The organism is Legionella fallonii LLAP-10, assembly GCF_000953135.1.
Taxonomy (GTDB): domain Bacteria; phylum Pseudomonadota; class Gammaproteobacteria; order Legionellales; family Legionellaceae; genus Legionella; species Legionella fallonii.
This window is the reverse complement of the sequence record NZ_LN614827.1, coordinates 3,310,587-3,330,901: the sequence shown is the minus strand read 5'-3', so window position 1 is coordinate 3,330,901 and position 20,315 is coordinate 3,310,587. Positions and strand designations below refer to the sequence as shown.

Below are 20,315 nucleotides of genomic sequence, written 5' to 3'. Positions count from 1 at the left end.
TGTCAGCGCCTCCTTGTTTTCCATACATAATTAACGTTGGCCAGGTATTTTAAATAATGCGCACTATGCTCAATGATTAATCGCTGACGTATAATTAATATTTGCCCACCATGTTAATTTATTGATTGGTCGGGGTTGTTTTTGTTCTTACTTGGGTAATTGAGATCTCGTTACTCATCTATAATTAAATTATAACAGTCCTCAGGAGGTTTTTATGGTTGCGCCAACAAAAGAAGAAACCAACGATTTTATTAATAAAAATAAGAGCTTTTTTACAACTCCTCTCACTGAAAAAGGACAAAAGGAGTTTCAACAGTTTTATACGAATGCAAATGCTATAGCTAAGATTGCGGATTATTCTCAGCAATTGATGGCGATATTATATAAACATGGACAACAACTCAATGAAGATAGCGTAACACCGGTCGTTTACGCGTGGCGTAAAGGTGACTTTGCTCCTGCATTAGAACATGAAGAAGTGCGCCAATTTATAATGGATAATAAAGATCATCCTGCACTTGTTATGTGGGCGAATAAAAAATCAGTAATAGAAGCGAATAAATCAGAAATACAAAAGCAAGAGACACCTTTACCAATCCCAAAAGAACCTAAAACATTGGCAGATTTGAGGGAAAAATTTTTGCAGATGAACAAGGAGGATTTTGATTATGTGTTCAGTAGCGCAGATACCATAGCACATTCTGAAGGTATAACGATGAATCGTCGGCTCGCAGGACAGGGAGTCACTGGAGATTTATTTAAGACGCAAGATGATTTCAACAGTTGGAAGCAAGATATCATTACAGCCAAAAATCAACAAACACAAACAAAAACAAAAACGCAAACAAAAATTGAAAGGCAAGAGACGTCTTTATCTGCCACAGAAAAATCTAAAATATTGGCAGGGTTTAGGGAAAAGTTTTTGCAGATGAGCAAAGAAGGTTTTGATCAGGTGTTCGATATCAGCGATACCGTAGTACGTGATGGAGGTATAACGATGAATCGTCGGCTCGCAGGACAGGGAGTTACTGGAGATTTATTTAAGACGCAAGACGATTTTAACGATTGGATGCAAGAGATCATTACAGCCAAAAATCAACAAACTCAAGCTCAAGAAGATGTTCATGGTGAACTACAACGCTTAAGACAAGGGCAGCAACCTAAGCCCCAACCTGTTGTTCTTAATAAACATCATCAAGAATTTAATAAAGCAATTGATGTTCTAAAACAAAAAATGGAAGAGTTCAAAAAAAATCCTGATTTCGAAGAAGATCCGAAATTACAAAAAGCCTTCAACGCTGCAAATAAACTTCATAATAAATTAGAACGAGCAGGAAATGACTATTTCAGGAAAGAGCCAAGTGAAGCTGCATACGATAAATTTGCGCGTAGCTGTAAATCTCACATCAATGAAGCGAGAGCGGTGTTGGATGAGCATAGGGGGTGGAAAAAAATATTGATCAATGTTGTCGCTATAATAGCAACAGCAGGAATAGGATATGCGATTGCCGCTGGCATTAACATGGCAATGAATAAAGGTAAATTTACCTTTTTCTCTACCGATAGCTCTTTAAAACTTGATAGCATTGAAGAGCATTTAGAAAATAAAGGAAATAAATCATCTCCTGCCGCCTAAACTGCATACTGTCCATCGGGCAACCAATTGCCCGACAAAACATACTCGCAAAAACTTATCTCTATTATTTAAAAAGAACGCCTTTTCCATTTTTTTCGATCGGTAATATCGACTGAAACGCTAAGGTAGAAGTTATTCAGATATTAATATCAAATAAATTATCAAGTAAGAATGTTGCAAATCAATGGATTACATGAGTTTATATCATCATCATTTTATATGAGGTAAACAGCTTAGAGGAACTAATAAATAGATCCTCTAAGCAACACATGCATTTAATTTAATTATGCAGCTGGGTTTACTGGATTAGAATCGAGAGTAACTGCTCCATTGAGTGCCCAAGCCCTGCCATTTAATCTTGCACCAGTATTTAAAGAGATACTTGCAGATGCATCAATGATACCAACAAGTGTACTGTTAGTACCTAACGTGGCTGAGCTGCCTATAGCCCAACTGATGTTATCATTGGATATCCCTCCAGCGGTCGTCATTACTGCTCCGTTAGACACAGTGAGTGTAGAGGCTATTTTAAATGTACACGAGTCACCTGCTACGCCATTAAGCACTACTGGGCCAGTCATTAAGGCAGATGAGGTGAAGCAAAGTACAGGAGTAACACCACAGTTGATAGGCGATAGAGTTGATATATCCGTCCCCGCGCCGAATGTAACACTACAAGGCAATGCGTTGAGCTGATTAAAATAAGTTGTAGCGGCTGTTCGAACATTTGTTGCGGTAGTATTATCTATATTCTGTACCCCATTAATAATTATGCCAGGAGGAAAGCCAGTGACTGCCGATCCTGGGGTGAGATCTAAATCGCCGTTCACTACCGTTGGTCCTGTATTAGTCACCGTTGAGTACGCGAGAATAGAGGAGCTGTAAAGAAAAGAGGGCGTTGCAGGGATAGTAGGTGTAAAACCTGGAGGAGGCGTTGGGCCTGGTCCTACGCAGCTGCCTACTACTGTTGTGATAGCAGGTGCATCTACCTCGACCTGGCGAGTATTAATTCCTACCTGAAGGATCCGGTTGAACGTCCCCGCAGCAAGCGGTAGGAGTTCCACGCTAATGTTACACGTAGCGCCTGATGCTAAAGAGCTACCGACGACGCAATTATTAGTTGGTCCTTGAACAATAGTCGTAGCTGCTTGGGGTAAGGCATCATTATCTTGAATTCGAATATAATTTATTTTAAAGGGCGCCGGGGTGTTATTTCTAACTGTAAATGTCCCAGTCGAGCTTCCGTCTATACAAACCGCTCCAAAAATGGGTGGATTAATAAATGAAGCATCACATTTGGCAAAGGGATTACCATTTGCATCAACACCACGACAGGGTTGAGCTTGTGTTGCTAAAGGCAGAAGTAATAAACCTAAAATTATGGCTCCATGTTGCGTTTTTTTAAACATCATGTGTCTCCTTGTAATTCCTGTATATTTATATTGCTACATGCAATCCAACTAATGCTGCTTGTGAGGTTAGTTTAAAATTGGCTGGAATCAAGACGGGTGTGCTGATAGTTCCAGTAAAACCGGTACCGGATGTTTGTACATTGCCTAAATCCGCATATAAATATTCTAAAGAAAGAGAAAAACGGTTATTAAAGGCATAAGACAATCCTGCGCCTACTTCCCAAGCAAAGCTCGAATGTGTAGCCGTATTAAGGTTTAAAGATTGATCAGCACAAGGGATACCATTTAGGCTCGCATCACTGTAACCCGCGCGATTCCAAGCATTTCCTATACCACCTATAGCGTAGAGCGAATATTGTCTCTTGGATACAACCGTTAAGGCTCCATCAACCATCAGGCGATAACTATTTATTGGCATGTCATAGGTCATATCATTAAAATCAGGACTACCAAAACGCCAAACATCTCCCTTAATGTTGCTTTGACCCAGGTAATATCCGTTTAGTTCAGGTTCTATAGCGGTAAACCATTGAATTTGGTCAGAGTAAGGATCGTAATTACGCAAATAATAAACATAGCCAACGCCTAACTGGGCAGCCAATGCATTCCAATTATTACCATTAGTTTGTACCAGCGTGTCTGTTTCACTGCTTGTTACCCCTAAGTAACCATTATCTGCAGCTAAATTAGCAACACCAATAGCTCCTATAAAATCTATATGGTTGGGAGCGGTGGGCTTTATACCATCCTTATCGCCAATAACAATCTTAGGATTAACGGTAGGTTCTTGTTTTAATACAGGTGACGTTTCATTATGCTCATATCTACTTGCTTTTATTAGCATTCTTTCGGAGCCACTCAATGCCCTGGCCTCTGCGACTGAATGCAGCGGACCGATGATTACAACATAGTATTTGCCGCGTTCTTTAACAGTTACTGGCTGATGAAATTTTTTTCTTAATTGTTGCTTATAGTTATTTGCATATTTTATATTTTTAAATGTAGCAGCTTGAACGTAAAATTGACTATTCGAACCCTCTTCAACATGCTGTGCATTAGAAATAATCTTTGCATTGGAACCAGAAGAGCCATTTGGAAGGTTACTCGAGGCAAATGAACTAAAAGCTACAAACATTGAAGTCGATAAAATACTAGTATATGAAAAGGCTGCTCTCATAGATAATATCCCTATAATATTTATAATATACGTCATCGTACAGAAATTCTAAACAATTAGATACCCAGTTCAGGAAGCGAAATAAAATATTCGTTTATTGCTCAAAATAAAAAGACCTGATCTGTTGGCATGATGTGCCAACTAATGGGCGTTACACGTCAAGGGTATTACAGTTATCAAAAATGGTATAAAAATAGACCATGTCAAACAACCTGTTATCGGTTGCACTCTTTATTTGTGGTATCAATGTCCAAATCAATTTGAACAACGGGTAGCGGTTTTAATTAAAGTTGCTTAACTGGCTTGTAAACTTTTGCTTGACCTTGTCAGTTCTTCGAGTAGCTATGTAAATTACTATAATATTCCAGGGATTGATGAAAATTCGACAACTCCGTGCCAAGGAAATTCAGATGGAAGGCGTACCAGTCCGACAACGACTTACCCCTTGTCTTATTATGCAGCAGGACGGTGTAGTCAAGAGATTGACGGTTATTCTGATTGGTATTTTCCGGCGGTTTGTGAGATGGGTTATGACACTTATAGCTATGGATCCGGCTACCACGCCTAAGCTGCAAAACATTCAATCCAGCTTGGTTTCTGCTAGAGTCTCTGGCGCGCCTTCTGGCATCTATTGGAGTTCTACCGAGGACTCAGTCAATCCCACGCAACTCGCGTATTTTCAATCCTTTGTTTTCGGGGCGGGCAACAGCCAGGGCTCCAACGGAAAGAACCTCCAGGGTGGTGTCCGTTGTGTCAGAGGATTTAATTAAAATCGAAAAAACACACAACTGGCCGCTGCAATTACAGCGACCAGTTTTTAAAATTGCTGTTGAGGTGGCGCTTTAATTTATCCTGATTATTCTGAAATCACCCAGGCAGGGCGATGTATGGAGTTTGCTGATTTATTTCAGGCTTACCTTGATTGCCGTAAAGACAATACTATGTGGTACACACATAAACCGCACCACCGTTCAACTGTACGCAGAATATTTGCTTTTAATCTATACTCATTAATAACTGAATACATAGTTAATTTTGTTACCTTAATTAAAATTAAGCAGCAATAACATTGACTATGATTAAAAAGTGAATCTGAATGGGGATAGACAATGACTGAAGGGAATACAAACGCACCACTAGATCTTTCATTAGTTGATGGATTATCAGAGTCTCCAGAAAAAAGTAATGCTTTATTAGTACAAACCCCAAGCAGTTCATCGCCTTTAGTAACCTCTGAGCCAGGTTTAAATGCTGAACCGTTACCAAAAAAGCTGGTAGAAATTGCTAATCTTAGTCCCGAAGATCTTACTGCGGCAGAAAAATCAGCAAATAAAATTGATTTTAGAAAGACTACTACTCTGCTTTCCCATGGTGATAACGTTCTAGCTGAAATTGCTCAAGCTTCTCGCCAATTACTGACCGGTGTTCGGCTAGGTGATACAGGACAAGTTGGGCAAATTGCCGCTGCAGTGATCGATGGGGTGAAAATTCTACGGATTGAGGATTTACAGGCGGAATCTTCGGGTGCTAAGCCCTCAACTTCTTCTAAAGGCTTAATAGGGAAATTGATGGGTGTCTTTAGTGATGCTCATACTGCATTTAAAGGATTTCAGGAGAATCGCAAACAGTTTTTGACTTTAATGGATGAAGAGCAGGCAAAAGCTCGAAAAACTAAAGCAGATCTTGCAGTTAGCATAGAACTATTAGATCAACAAGCTCTCGCTATCCGTAAAAGTCTTTATAATTTAAAAATTGAAATTGCTGCAGGTCAAATTGCTCTTGATAGAGGTCACGAAGAATTAGAAGCTTTGCGCCTTAATGCAATAAAAACTGGCGATCCTGCTGACGCAGCAGATGTTATGGAATTTCGTAGTACTGTGGCTAATTTTAGGGGAAAAATTGCTGAAATGAGGGAAAGTTTAGTGGGTTCCGCTTTATTAATTCCTATTATTGGCCAAAATAGAAAAGCGGCTGAAATACGACTAATGAAAATTTCAAACGGCATGTTAGTCGTTATTCCAAGGCTAATGGCTGTTGCCTCTCAAGCCGTTGTTCAGGTAGATATACGTCGTGCAGCCGATGAATCGGAAAAATTGGATGAGGCGGCAAGGCAAATAACGTTACTTGCGTCAAAAGGAGCACATGATGCCGCCACTAGCGCAGCGCGAAGCCTAGGGGGTGATGAACGTAACATTGACGTCTTGGCAAAAGTCGCCGATGAAGCCATTAAGACTATGAACGAAGTAATTGATATTGAACGAGAAGTCGCCGCCGGAGATCAAGAGCGTGAAGCAAAGCTGGCAATGATTCGTGACCGTCTGGCACAGGGTATGAGGGGTATTAATCAGCGTGCAGTGGAAGGATAATAAAAATGAATGATGCGAATCAAAATATGGATTTTGATATGCAAACTGCATGGCTCAGGCGTTTTAAATCAGATAGTGAAAGCAATATAAAAGCATTTTCCCTACGTCTAAAAGAAGCCTTGCCTGAACAAGTGACAATTTATGAAAAGAAACCTTTATTATTCGGTACTCCTAAGATCACCGGGGTAAGGGTATCCTTAGGTGATTATGATTATACGCTAGAGATTGTAAAAGGACAGCTGAAGGCTACTATTGCTATGGTAGTCCGTGGCATAACACTGAATACAAAAAGCATTGATCCAGCGGAATGGTTCACGAAGCTATTAGCAGAGACACAAAAGGCAACGGAGCATGCAAAAAATCTTAGTGAATCTCTTTCCATATTTATGTCTTCATAGGATTGATTTCTATGAGCCTATTAGATTTTATGAAAAGCCCCAATTCTGAAACAATGGCACTGCGAGCGCTCAATAGTGAACGACAAGCTGAAATCAGCGAGGCAATTAAGAAGGATAGAGTACCAAAAAATGTTTGTGAACGTTTGACTGCTAGTCGTGAGGGGGGGGCACCTTGGATTGCAACCCTGAGTTCAGCAGAATTATCGATAATACGCTCACACGGCATTCGTCCTATCGCCGCAGTATCAGCTACCTGTTGGATGCATTATGGTTGGTCGTGGTCTAAAGGTCATTCACAAGGATGGAATATCGCTCTGAAACGGTTATGCGATGAAGCAAAAGCTGCAGGCGCGAATGCAGTTATTGATGTAAAAATGCGTACTATTCCTCTTCAAATTGAAAATAGCATGGATTTTAGCCTCATTGGTACTGCGGTAAAGATAGATGGTTTGCCTCCTAGCAGTGAACCGGTTATTGCAACTGTATCAGCACTGGAATTTGTGAAGCTGCTGGAAGCGGATATTGTCCCTACAGGCATTGCCGTTGGCGCTGCATTTGAATGGATGGAGGATTGGCGCGGCAGTACAAATCTTTTTTGGATGGGGAATATAGAATGCTCAGCCCTTACCGCTTTATGGGAAAGAGTAAGACGCATGGCTTATGATAACTTACGCAAAAATGCTAAATTGCAAGGTAATGGAGCACTTGCACATATCAATTTCAGTCAGATGTCCGAACGTGAGGTTGAAAATAGGCCCAAACAATATCTTGCCAGGACTATTGCCATCGCCACGACCGTTGATACGTCACATGTAAAAAAAATAATACCCCATGATTTTCAGATGGTTGTTGACTTGCATGCTGGAAAGACTCCATTAGTTTGTGAACCCCTGGAGCATCAATCATATATATCTACATCAACATCAATTGATCAGGAAGGCCCTATCTTATACATGAGATGGGTAGGAAGGCTCCGTTTAATCATGCATGCTATTTGGGAGCTACTAATTAAGAAATAAGGAACTTTAATCATGACAAACGAATTACCAGAACATGCTCTCGAACGTTTGAAAGGATTACGAACTACAATGCATCCTTCCGGTGTATTCACTTCCGATTTTAGCGTTAATGAATTTTTGTTAGTTCGAAAAGCCGGTTTTGAACCGATTGGACTATGCGTAGGTAGTTGTGTCTATCATGTAGGTATTCAATATCGTTCCTGGACTAAAAATCAGGAATTAGATGTTTTATCAAAAGCGATGTACGATGCCCGTGAATTGGCAATGTCCAGAATGCGGGCCGAAGCTGATGCTATGGGAGCCGATGGTATCGTAGGGGTAAAGCTCACTATTAAACGGATGGAATGGGCCCAGGATATGTTGGAGTTTATAGCTATTGGGACTGGGGTCACTCATGGTGCAGGACATCCTGGATTTCGTGCACATGATGGCGGGCCGTTTACTTCTGATCTATCAGGTCAAGATTTTTGGTCATTAATTCATGCTGGTTATCGACCGGTAGAAATGGTGATGGGATCGTGTGTCTATAATGTGGCTCGTCGCGGTATGTTCGCTACATTAGGCTCTTTTGGAAGTAATGTTGAACTCGAAAACTATACAGCAGCAATGTATGATGCACGCGAAATTGCAATTGAGCGTATGCAGGCTGAAGCAGCAGCAGCAAACGCCGAAGGCGTAGTTGGAGTCGATATTCATGAAGGCAGTCATGGCTGGCAAACCCATGTCATAGAGTTTTTTGCAATTGGCACAGCAGTTTTACCATTAGAGCAGGAAATCATGCCAGAAAAAATTGCTGATCCAATTATGGTTCTTTCCATTAATGATTAAACAAAAACAGTAACAAATTGTTCATTTTTTAATGGGGGACTGTCCCCTCTCTGCTATTAAGTTAAGATATTTCGAATCCCCGCGGCATCGACCGCGGGGTCTATGATGTGGCTCCAGTTATGGATACCGCGTTAATTCGACATTTAACTTAATGGCAGGGGACCGTCCCCTCACAAAGGTTTTGAAGTGCGGAAGAACCTTCATCGTGGAACGAAGTAAAGTTTCCCTGATTTGTGACAACAAACATAAAAGCGTTTAATATGCACCATCAATTTTAAAAAGGATGTTACTATTATGCTGACTTTTATTACTGGACTATTAAAAAGCGCTGTTGCAGGATTTGATGAAACACTCCAAGACACGCCGGCGCATCAGATCGTTCTTGCAACGGCCGCAGTTTTATTACTATGGCAGCAATACCCTGCAATCGCTCAAGCTTATCGTGCGAGAAATAATACAACCTATAAACAACGTGTCATTGATGTGGCCTATAGTCTGGGTAAAAACTTACCTCAAGTACAAGCTTACCTGAAAAAGGAACTGAATAAAGATCTGCAAAGTACCCAAGATAAATTGCGAAAACAACGTTCGGAAATGGCACTACAAGACAAAATCCCCGATGAAGGCACTTCGCCCGAATTGATTTTAAAAGAGTTTGGCATTGATCCAGAAACATGTCTTTTTAATTTTGCAGCAGTAAAAAATGGGGATGAAGCAAGAGAATTTACCGTACAACAAGGAGATGGCCAGGATTCAGGGGCACTGTATGCAGTCCATCCTCAAGAACTCACTGAATTGCTCAAGGAAGTTTATGCCAAAACTTCTTTAACCAATCCTTTGCATGATAAATGGTCGCGTGTTATTGCCATGCAAGCAGAGGTGATTCGTTGGTGCCAAGAGTTATTTAATGGCTCTAAAGACGGTTATGGTTTAATCACCCATGGCGGCTCTACGAGTATTATTGAGGCAATGGCTGCCTATGTCATTCATGCCCGCGCCAAAGGCATTGCAAATCCCGAGATTGTAGTTCCAGAAACGGCACATGCAGCATTTAAAAAAGCAGCAGATCTAACAGGGGCAAAACTGATCACCGTTCCCGTCGATCCGAAAACTGGTGCTGTTACAGCAGCAGAAATGCGAAAATATATTTCGCGCAACACCGCTGTGATAGTGGGCTCTGCTCCATCCTATATGAATGGCATCAATGATCCCATTGATGATCTTGGGCAATTAGCACAAGAAAAAGGAGTTCCATTTCACGTCGATGCCTGTTTGGGGGGATTTCTAACTGCTTTCTTGGATACTTCTAAAAAACCTATGGACTTTCGTGTTAAAGGGGTTACTTCTATTTCGGCGGATTTACATAAATACGGCTGTTGTCCTAAAGGAACCTCTGCCTGTCTTTTTAGCAAAGATTCTCCGGCCTTATCAGTCTATGCTGCTTTAAACTGGTCTGGTGGACTTTATACTACCCCAGGCATTCTAGATGGTTCAACCAGTGGTGCGCGAGTAGCAGAGATCTATGCCACCCTCTCGTATTATGGACGTAACAAATACCAAGAAATTTCTGCAAATATTGTGACACTACGCCAACGCTTGCAAGACCGAGTTGATCAATTATGTAAATCGGATGATGCAGGTAAGCGTGAGATCTATGTTTATGGAAACCCACAGTGGTCCATATTAGGCTTTCGTAGCGATACATTAAATCCGCACTTCATTGCTGATGAATTAGACAAGCGAGGTTGGAAACTCAATTTGCTGCAAAAGCCCGATGGATTTCATTTGTGTATAACCCATGTCCACACTTTGGTAGAAGGTTTTGAGGATAAATTTATTAACGATCTTAAGGATTCTATCGCTGCTGTCAAACAATATCCTGCGGATAAAAAACCAACAGGCAATGTAAAGGTCTATGGTACCATAGGAATACTGCCCACCGCAGTGCAAGAAATAGTATGCACCCAATATCAAAAAGCTCGTCTGTTTTATGAAGCAACTTGCAGTAGATTAGGATTGTTTTCGCCTCCTAAGAGGGAAGAAGAAAAAACTAAAGAGGATCGATCCGATAACGAGCTGGTTATGTGATCTGTAAATCTCTTCTTCCGCAATCGGGCGAGGGTTGAGGTATTCCCCCAAATTATAACATCTCTCGAATTACCGTGGCTTGACCACGGTATCCACACGTTGCATTATTAAATCACCTCTATTTCTTGGGCTTAAACTAACCATTACCCCTCTTGTAGATACCGTGATCAAGCCACGGTAATTCGGTCTTTAATCAATATTTGGGGGGATAATACTTCAATGGAGAGGGGATATGAGGGAGCGGATTGGTCACACCGGGTACACTGTCGCATTGGGGTCGGTTCGGGATGGTCCCCAATTCAAATTCCAAGAGGTTACTAATTAGTGGTGCTTCCTTTATGTAATGCATACTCATTGACAAGAGACTCAATCAATTGCAAAGTGGCTGGTTTTGAAAATATTTGGTTCATTCCTGCGTTACTGCATTCGTCTTCAGCTTCATCTTGAGCGTGTCCTGTTAGTCCTATTATAGGTATCGGATTTTTTGAGAGTGATTTTTCCCATTCACGGATTTTACGCGTCAGTTCAATTCCTGATATTCCTGGAAGTCCAATATCTGTAATCATCAGATCAAATTGATTCGACTGGACTAACTCCAATGCATCTTCTCCTGACATGGCCGATTTAAAGCGACATCCTACTCTTGATGCAAGAAGCTCCAATATTTTTAATGCGACATTATTGTCTTCTACTAATAATATGCAGGGAGAATTTTGATTCGCATTTAGTGATACTACAGGAAGAGGTTGTTCTTTTATTACCGGGGCTTGGGGAATAGATGTATTGTGTACCGTCAATGTCTGAGTTTTCTTTGTCTTTTTAGCTCTGCTTCGTTTATAAGGGATATCAAAATAAATGGTAGTCCCTTTTCCTTCCTCACTTATCAGAGCAATGTGCCCACCTAATAAATTGACGTATGATTGTGCAATATGAAGTCCAAGGCCATGCCCTTTATAAAGTCCTTGATAAGAAGGAGTGGCGCGAAAAAAACGGTCAAATACTTTATCTTGCTCCTCTTTTGGAATTCCAATTCCTGTATCAGTTACTTTGAACCGTAAACGAAGCTCCTGTCCAGACGACTCAAGACGTGCTATATGAATGATGATGGAGCCTTTTTCAGTAAACTTAATGGCATTACCTAATAAATTTAAAAGAATTCTTTGAATTTTTTTACGATCACTTCGGATATATGGAGGTACTGATTTCTCGATATCTACCTTGAGTTCAAGATGCTTCATAACCGTCGTTGGACGCTCGAGTTTTACTAAATCGTCAATGCATTGATGCAAATCAAATGTTTTTATCTGAACGTCATCTTGATTCATGTAGCCTGCACGAACATCGTCAAGAATACCGTTTAACATGCTTAATAATTCTTTACCACTATCATGAAGCATATGTGCTTCTTCCTTTTGGATCGGATTTTCCACAGTTTCTTCCAGCTCTTTCGACATGCCGATAACACCGGTGAGTGGTGTTCGAATATCATGACTCATGTTGGCAATAAATTCTGTTTTAGCATGATTTGCCGCTTCTGCTGCTTCTTTGGCTTGGGTTAGCTCGGTTACATCAACAGTAATTCCTACGAGTCCAATGATGATGCCTGACAGATCGGTAATCGGTACTTTGCTGACTAATGTATTGGCAATATTGCCCTCGTGATCTTTAAGATCCGATCTAATGTTTAACATGGGATTGCCGGTTAAAAATACTTGAGTGTCTTGTTCCTGATATCTTTTTGCAAAATCTGGATCTTGGAATAGATCAAAGTCACTTTTTCCAATAATATCTGTAGTTGATTTAAATCCAAAGAATTGTGCTGCTAACTTATTGCACCCTAAATATTCTGACCGGAGATTTTTCCAATAGATATAACAAGGAATTTTATCAATCACCGAAGTATAATAGTTAGAAATTTCTTTTACATATTCATTGGCAGTAGACTTATTTTGAGGTTCATATCCTAACTCTGCATAGATGGCCTTTCCAATTTTTTTGAGAAAAGAAAGTGCTGTATTGGCATTCTTACCCATTAGGAAGATATGGTTCTTTTGATCGACTAATACGTTTTTCTTTTCCCAGTAAAGAGAGTGTGCTCCTACGTGCATCACGGTGTTAGGAATGATATTGCCTTGTTGATTTAAAATGGGAGCAAAATTTAATTGTTCCCATAATTGAAAAAAATTCTGTTTCTTGTCTGTTGTGCACAGTTGGATATTCAGTGTTTTTTGTGCCACTTCATTAATGAATTCTAACTCCATGTTCTGATTAAGAACAAGTAATGAGACATCCTCTAATGAGAGTGCTTGTCCAAACAAGGGAAAATCATTATGTGTCAAACAAAGTGTTAGTGTGTTCACCAATATCTCTATATTTAATTAATTTTTGAACTATAAAGGTACATCCTTCACGAATAATTGTATCGTGATTTGCTTTTATAGTATGACAGATAATTGTGCCTGAATTATATTGTTCCCATCCATTTAAAGAATCATTAATCTCCAAATAGTCTTTGTTTAACTCCGAAGCTTTAAATAAGACCATATCTTGTTGGATGTTGCTTGGTTTATGATGCATTAGTAAGTTCATTCTATCCCAGGCTAGATCAGCTAAATCTTTATTTGCTTTGAGTTCTTTGGATAGATAGGCCTCAATAAAATGATCCTTGGACTGCTGTTGGGCTGAAAAAGTGCACCAACTGTCGATCATGGCTAGTAATCCAATGGGTTCGTTGTGCTTTTTAAGTAAATGAGCTACCTCGTGCATCAAGGTTCCTCCTAAAGAATAGCCTACTAAGAAATAGGGGCCATGGGGCTGAATTTTTTTTATAGCATTCATGTATGCATAAGCCATCGATGAAATACTGTCAAAAAGCAATGCTCCTGAAGCGATACTTGGATCTTGAAGGCCATATACCGATATGGGGTAGTCCCACTGTGCGAGAAAATCATTAAAACAATAAATCATGCCACTAGCAGGATGACAAAAAAAGAAGGGATATTGTTTGGAATTTAGTTTTTTTAATGGCACAACGATGTCAATTTCACTTTGGGCACGGTCTGCACCAATTACTTCCGCTAGCTGTGCAATAGTTGGTGCTTGGTATAAATGTTGAATGGATAAATGAGTTCCAAGAGTCGTATTAATGTGCTCAATAAGAGTCAGTGCTTTTAGTGAATGGCCACCTAAAGCAAAAAAATCATCCTCTCTACCTATTGCAACAATATGAAGATTTTCTTGCCATAATGTTGCAAGTTGCTTTTCAATAGGTCCTTTAGGTGCTTTAAATTCCTGATTCATATGAAATGTATCGCGAGATACTTTATGTTCTTCATCAATAATGGGTTTATTGTCACGAATTAATTGATCATATTCTTCCACACTATAGTTAGATGTAACGAGGTTAGAACAACGGCTAGCGAGCGCTTTTAGAAACAGTTCTTGTCCTTGTGTCGGGCTTATGGTATTTCCCCGAGAAAATAAACTCATATCTTCTGGTCTATTGGTTTCAACACTCATTCCAACCTCACGCCAAGTATTCCAGTTTATATTCAGAAGACATGAGGTATGGAACAAGTGGCTTTGAGCAAAAGAATCCAGGCATGCATTCGCCGCACAATAATCCATTTGCCCTTGTTCACCGGTTATTGAAGCAATAGATGACATGAGTACAACAAAATCAAGATTAAATTCTTGAAGTGCTTTAGCCAAGTGATAGGTTCCATGAATTTTAGACACCAGAACTTGATGAACAGCTTCTTTGGTCTTAAGTTGGATTAAGCCACCACCAGCAATACCCGCAGCATGAATTACTCCGTTGATGCGTCCAAAGTTGTTTTTACAAAACGTCACTACATCGACCACTTCTTCATAGTTCCCGATGTCTGCTTGAAAGCACTCTATATTGGCTCCAAGCTCTTTTAATTGGTGTAATTGCTCTATTTTTGTGTGATAGGGATGAGCGGGATCTGCTGCTATGTCACTCCAATCAGATTGAGGGGGAATTGCCTTTCTTGAGCAGAGTATCAATGTTGGCGACACGGCATGGCGTGCGATGGCATTACTTAATGCAAGGCCGATACCCCCTAATCCTCCGGTGATGAGATAGATGCCATGATCGGAAAATCGATTAGATGGCGTTTTACTTTGAAAGGGAGCATAGGACAACTCCCAGCGATAACCGTTCCTATAAGCGGTTACTTTATGAGATTTCTCTTTCTGTTTTTGCCCAGAAGAATTAAGTAAATCGTTAAGAATAAGAGCAACATTGTCTTTTGTATTGATGTCAATGAATTCGCAGGAAATATTGTGATGTTCTAGTGGTATTACCCGAGAGGAACCTAATAGACTTGCATTAATTGGGCATATATTTTCCGTACCAACAATACGTTGTGTACCTGAGGTGATCAGTGCTACATGAATAGGTATCGTTGTTCCTAACTCGCTTAACAAGGATTGAGTCATATATAAAAGACTGTAGAAGCCAAGATGTAATCGATGTTCGATTTGAGCAGTATCAAGAAACTCTTCTTGGACATCATCATAACTAAAACAATGAAGGATAATGGGGTGATGAAGTGTGTCTTTTAATGAGGACATGAGTTGCGTGTAATGAGATGGCTCACTCACATTTATTGTGAAATGTGTCGGAGAAAGTTGCTTAAATTCTTGGCCTTGCTCAATAACAATGGGTTTAATCCCTTGTTTTATTAATATTTCAGCGATTTGTTCACCAATGCCAGTCTTATCTTTAAAAAGAATATAGTTAAACTCATTTAGGTGAGAAGGGGGATGATGCTCTATTGCTTCATAAGACCATACGGGCTTATAAAGAGCGCCTGCATCATTTGTAACAATAGAACGTTGATCGGGCTCCACCCAATACCGTTGTTTTTGGAAAGGATACGTCGGTAAGGGAATACATTGACGCTTCTTCGTTTCTCCAAGAGCGTTTAAATTAATGGGCACACCTTTTGTCCATAATTCGCCTAATGTTGAAAGTAACTGAAACCTATCTGTGGTCAGTTGCTGATGATTGGGAAGTGTGAACAAAGTGTTGGCTTTATTTGCGGAGAGTTCTTTAACGAATCCACATAAACTGTGTCCTGGCCCCACTTCGACAAATAATGGATGCTTATCTTGAAGGATACGATGGATGCTGTCGCTAAATTGAACCGTGTGACGAAGATGTTGATACCAATAATCAGGGCTGGTTGCCTCAGTAGCAGAGAGCCAATCGGAAGTCACATTGGAAATAATAGGTATCTTGGGGGCTTGACACTTGATGTTGGTGAACATCTCTTTGAATGGTTTTTCAATCGACTCCATAAAACGACTATGGAATGCATGACTGACCTTCAATCGTTGAGAGGGCTTTTTATCGTTTATCAGATATTCTTCTAATTTGGAAATCTCTGTATCACTGCCTGCTAAAACGAACTGATTCGTTGCATTATGTAAGGCAATATCGACATCAGCTATGTTAAGGTAGTTGTTTATCAGTGTTTCTTTAGTTGTTTCAAGAGACAGCATGGCACCTGTTGGGGCTTTTGACATTAACAGCCCGCGTTCACAGACCAACGCTATAGCATCTTCAAAAGAAAATACCTCGGCAATACAGGCGGCAACATATTCTCCAATACTATGACCAATAAGGACTTCAGGTATCACACCACATTCCATTAGTACTTTTGCTAAAGCATATTCCACGATAAACAATGCAGGTTGCGCATATTGCGTCTCTTTCAGCTTATTGGAATTTTTGTCACGAATCATTGACAGTAAATCGCAATGCAAATAGGCTTGTGCAAACTGTGCGCCAAGGGTTAGGTATTGAGCAAATAGAGGAATTGTTTCAAATAATTCCATAGCCATCTGCGCGTACTGCATGCCTTGGCCGCTAAACATGAAGACCACACTATGATGGATTTCTTCATCAAAAAACAGATGCTTTTTCCTTTTTAATTCGCTGCATGCTTCTTCAATTGTTTTACCAACGACAAATTGGCGCCACTGAAAATCTTCTCTGCCTGTATGCAGTGTAAACGCTATATCGCCAAGGCTCGAATTCATGCTACTTTTTAGGTAATGTTTGAGGTTAGACCTGCTTTGCTCTAACGCTTTTTCTGTTTTTGCTGAAAGTAGGATTAATTCTTCGTTTAATGGCGCAACAGAACATTCTTCCTCTTGGGGTTGATATTCACTTAAAATGATATGAGAGTTGGTGCCGCCTATTCCAAATGCACTGACACCCGCATAGCGTTTTGAAGAGCTATTCCAATCTAAAAGTTTCGTATTAACAAAAAAGGGGCTTTCGGAGAGTGATAAATCTGGATTTGGTTTTTTATAATGAATTAAGGGTGGAATTTTCTTATGATAAAGACTAAGCGCTGTTTTAATAATGCCTGCAATTCCTGCTGTAGCATCCGTATGTCCGATGTTGGCTTTAACGGAACCTAACGCACAAAATTGAGTTTGATCTGTCTGTTCGCGATACACTGAGGTCAACGCTTTTATTTCAATAACATCCCCTAATGCGGTTGCAGTCCCATGGGCCTCAAGAAAACCTATTTCTTCTGCCTTAATCTGCGCTTGAACCAGTGCTTCTCTAATGCACGATATTTGCCCACTGATACTCGGTGCCGTAAATCCTAATTTATCTATTCCATCATTATTAATGCCACGTCCTTTGATAACCGCATAAATGGTATTTTTATCCTTTATTGCATCTTCCAACCGTTTTAACACAACAACACCAACACCATTAGAAAACACTGTGCCATTGGCTTGCGATGAAAACGGTCTGCAATAACCATCAGGCGAAACAATACTTCCATTTTGATAAAAATATCCTTGTACCTCTGGAACGGCTATAGAGCTTGCACCAGCAAGGGCAATATCGCTTTGCCCAAGTATTAAATCCTGACACGCATGATCTACTGTCACAAGCCCTGTGGAACACGCCGTATTGACATTCACACTTCGTCCCTTGAAATTGAGGCGATAGGAAACTTGTGTACTGAGCATTCCCATACTGGTTGCGATTCGTTGATGAACGCTGTCGAACTCATTACAAAACCATTGGCTCTTTAATAAATTTTCCTTTAAATAAGTGCTATCGGTCATTCCCGAAAAAAGACTGATGACTTTGGATTTCATTTTACTTGGGGCAATGGCGGCATGCTCAAGCGCTTCCCAAGCGCATTCAAGAAAGATACGGTGTTGTGGATCTGTAATTTTGGCATCCACTGGATTAAAGCCAAAAAAGTGCGCGTCAAATTGAGCGCTATCTTCTAAGATTCCTTTAACGGGAACGAACTCTTTGTTTGCTAAAAGAGAATAGGGGAGCGCATCCTCATCAAAACGAGTAAGGCAATGTGTCCCTTGACATAAGTTATGCCAAAATTCATCAACATTTCGTGCTTTAGGGAATCGGCAGCTCATCCCGATGATTGCTATATCTTGAGAGGTATATTTTTTTACCTTTCGTATGAGTTGTGTATCTAAATCGCCCTCCAGAAAGCGACTTAGTTTATGAATGGTGGGGTGGGTTAAAATGTCCACTATTTGTAAGTCACACTGCAGTGCTTTATTAATTTGTGAGCACGCGTCTGTAATGAGTAATGAATTAGCTCCCAAATCAAATAGATTTTTATTGGGTTCAATACTTGAACGGTTTAATAAATGTTTCCAGATGTTTTTAATGGTTTCTTCAATGGGATTTGCTGATGAGGTATCCATATGAAATGATAAATCAGTATGGGCTATCTTATCTAATTTTGTTCTATCAATTTTACCAATAGCGGTTAATGGTAATTTGTCTACCATAACGTACTTAGCAGGAAGCATATAAGGTGGTAGTTTTTGAGCAAGAAAATGGCGAATTTCATCTGCATGTATGGGAGTATCTTTTGAATTAAAGACAATATAGGCTGTAAGAAATTTGTGGGCTCCTCCACCAATTTCTACGGTAACAGAAGCCAAGCTTACCGCATCATGGTTCATGAGTTCTTGTTCTACTTCACTTAAATGGATTCTAAAGCCACCGATTTTTACTTGATCATCCACACGACCCAAATACAATAATTCTCCAGTGGGTAACTGACGCACTCGGTCACCGGTTTTATACATTCTTGAAAAAAGGACATCACGAGAGAAAGGATTTTTGATAAATTTTTCTTCTGTTTGCTCCGGGCTATTATGGTAATTTATAGCCAAATGCACACCACTTACCCAAAGCTCCCCTTCGTTGGTGCGGTGATGGTGTTCATCTAAAATATAAGTCTTTGTATTGGCTGTTTTAAAACCGATGCTTGCGAGCTGTTCCTCTGTATAGTCCTTGTCACGATGGATAGTATTACAGCAAGAAAAGACCGTCGCTTCGGTGGGACCATAAACATTCACTAATGTTGTCGGGATGTCCGATTTTTTCCTGTACTCAATAAAGTTTTTTAGAAGGTGAGCATTAACCTGTTCTCCGCCGAATGAAATGGTATGCAAATAATCCAATGTCTCGGGATATGATTTTATTAATTGATGAAAATATCCTGTTGGAATCAGTAAGTAACGGATCTGAAATTCTTTAATTACTTTTTTGAGTTGATTATGATTTTTTCTGGCTTCATTAGGAATAATGTGAAGACTTGCTCCGTTTAAAAGAGCTACCCATGTTTCAAATACACTGCCATCAAAGGCTAAATTACAAAATTGCCCTGTTTTTTCACCTTCTTTTATTTGGATAATGTTATCAATTAGCGCCAGATTCACTAACGATCGATGGGCGATGGCGACCCCTTTGGGTTTTCCAGTAGAGCCGGAAGTATAAATCATGTACACAGGAGATGTTGGGCTCACCGTCGTTTTACTGTTTTTGCTGGATTGACTGAGTGATTCTAAATGAAGATGTCTTATAAGATAGCTATTTGCCTCGACTCCCAAAAGATTGCGTTGGTATTCTTCATGGGTAATCACCACTTTGGGTTTGGCATCTTGAATAATTTCGTGCAGCCTTTGTTGTGGTGCAAGTGTATCCAGTGGTACATAAACGGCACCTAATTTTATAATTGCCAGGATGCAAATAAAGAATTCAACGCTGGGCTCTAATAAAATAGCGACAAAATCACCTTCCTTGACTGACTTTAATTTTAAGATTCTGGCGAATTGATTTGCTTTTGCATTTAAAGCCGCATAGGTATATTCAATGTTTTTGTCTTTAAGAGCGATGCTCTCTGCATGTTTTTTTACTTGAGCCTCAAATAACTCGATTACTGTACAATTGAAATTCTGTTTCTCCGGTGTCATACCCCTGGTACCTTAGTTAATTACTTCATTGATAAAAGCATTCTTTACAAAAAACCTGGTTAAAAAGAAAGCAAAAATATGTGTTTCTATT

General features: G+C 39.9%; 10 protein-coding genes. 6 read left to right on the top strand and 4 right to left on the bottom strand.

All coding sequences use genetic code 11. The annotated features are described in order from the left end of the window. Window positions 1-214 precede the first annotated feature (214 nt). Complete coding sequence (locus LFA_RS13920; protein ID WP_045096713.1) at window positions 215-1,636, top strand: hypothetical protein; 1,422 nt, start codon at window positions 215-217, stop codon at window positions 1,634-1,636. Between the two features lie 284 nt (window positions 1,637-1,920). On the opposite strand, the gene LFA_RS18975 is transcribed toward LFA_RS13920, so the two are convergent. Both LFA_RS18975 and LFA_RS13910 read right to left on the bottom strand, forming a co-directional pair. After that, on the bottom strand, window positions 1,921-3,048 hold the full coding sequence (locus tag LFA_RS18975) for an ice-binding family protein (protein WP_084602194.1): 1,128 nt from the start codon (window positions 3,046-3,048) through the stop codon (window positions 1,921-1,923). Window positions 3,049-3,073: 25 nt separating this feature from the next. Further along, window positions 3,074-4,225 (bottom strand): SPOR domain-containing protein, encoded by a 1,152-nt coding sequence (locus tag LFA_RS13910; RefSeq protein ID WP_045096712.1) that lies wholly within the window; start codon window positions 4,223-4,225, stop codon window positions 3,074-3,076. A 1,109-nt stretch (window positions 4,226-5,334) separates the two neighbouring features. On the opposite strand from LFA_RS13910, the gene LFA_RS13900 reads away from it, so the two are divergent. From LFA_RS13900 to LFA_RS13880, 5 genes are all read left to right on the top strand, one after another. Next, a complete protein-coding gene (locus LFA_RS13900) occupies window positions 5,335-6,591 on the top strand; it encodes a toxic anion resistance protein (protein WP_045096710.1) in 1,257 nt (418 codons plus the stop codon). Window positions 6,592-6,596: 5 nt separating this feature from the next. Beyond that, entirely contained in the window at window positions 6,597-6,989 is a 393-nt protein-coding gene (locus LFA_RS13895; RefSeq protein ID WP_045096709.1) for a hypothetical protein, read from the top strand. Between the two features lie 11 nt (window positions 6,990-7,000). Continuing rightward, window positions 7,001-8,008 carry a heavy metal-binding domain-containing protein gene (locus tag LFA_RS13890; protein WP_052673978.1) on the top strand — a complete coding sequence of 336 codons (1,008 nt, stop codon included), beginning with the start codon at window positions 7,001-7,003 and terminating at the stop codon, window positions 8,006-8,008. Between the two features lie 12 nt (window positions 8,009-8,020). Beyond that, window positions 8,021-8,836 (top strand): heavy metal-binding domain-containing protein, encoded by an 816-nt coding sequence (locus tag LFA_RS13885; RefSeq protein WP_045096708.1) that lies wholly within the window; start codon window positions 8,021-8,023, stop codon window positions 8,834-8,836. A gap of 294 nt (window positions 8,837-9,130) precedes the next feature. Next, window positions 9,131-10,924 (top strand): pyridoxal phosphate-dependent decarboxylase family protein, encoded by a 1,794-nt coding sequence (locus tag LFA_RS13880; protein ID WP_045096707.1) that lies wholly within the window; start codon window positions 9,131-9,133, stop codon window positions 10,922-10,924. Window positions 10,925-11,241: 317 nt separating this feature from the next. Here LFA_RS13880 and LFA_RS13875 read toward each other — a convergent pair whose 3' ends face one another. Together LFA_RS13875 and LFA_RS13870 are read right to left on the bottom strand one after the other, a co-directional pair. Further along, window positions 11,242-13,284: an ATP-binding protein gene (locus LFA_RS13875; RefSeq protein WP_052673977.1), complete on the bottom strand. Its 2,043-nt coding sequence runs from the start codon at window positions 13,282-13,284 to the stop codon at window positions 11,242-11,244. Next, window positions 13,253-20,224 (bottom strand): type I polyketide synthase, encoded by a 6,972-nt coding sequence (locus LFA_RS13870; RefSeq protein ID WP_045096706.1) that lies wholly within the window; start codon window positions 20,222-20,224, stop codon window positions 13,253-13,255. The genes LFA_RS13875 and LFA_RS13870 overlap by 32 nt, the downstream gene beginning before the upstream one ends. Between the last annotated feature and the right edge of the window lie 91 nt (window positions 20,225-20,315).